General features: G+C 62.9%; 1 protein-coding gene. It reads right to left on the minus strand.

Translation table 11 applies throughout. The features are described from left to right. A partial coding sequence (locus ACLJNW_RS25815; protein WP_410961453.1) for a hypothetical protein occupies positions 1 to 264 on the minus strand: 264 nt, incomplete at both ends.

Raw genomic sequence — 264 nt, forward strand, 5'->3', positions numbered from 1 at the left:
GGTAGTTGTTGACCCAGTAGTTCCAGATCAGGTCGTTGGGGCGCATCCAGGCGAACACCTTGGCCATGTCCTTGCCCTCCAGCACGCCGGACTGGTAGGAACGACGCTTGGCGGCCTCCAGAGTCTTCTCGTCGGCGAACAGCGCGACCTGGGTATTCAGTTCGAAGTCGAGCACGCTGACCAGTTGGGTGAAGGCGTTGACCTTCTTCTCGCCGCTGGCCACGTAGTGGCCGACCAGGGTCGCGGTGGTGATCCCGCCGGAGC

Origin of the sequence: Salmonella sp. SAL4457, from assembly GCF_046548235.1 — a bacterium.
In the GTDB taxonomy this organism is placed as follows: domain Bacteria; phylum Pseudomonadota; class Gammaproteobacteria; order Enterobacterales; family Enterobacteriaceae; genus Salmonella; species Salmonella enterica.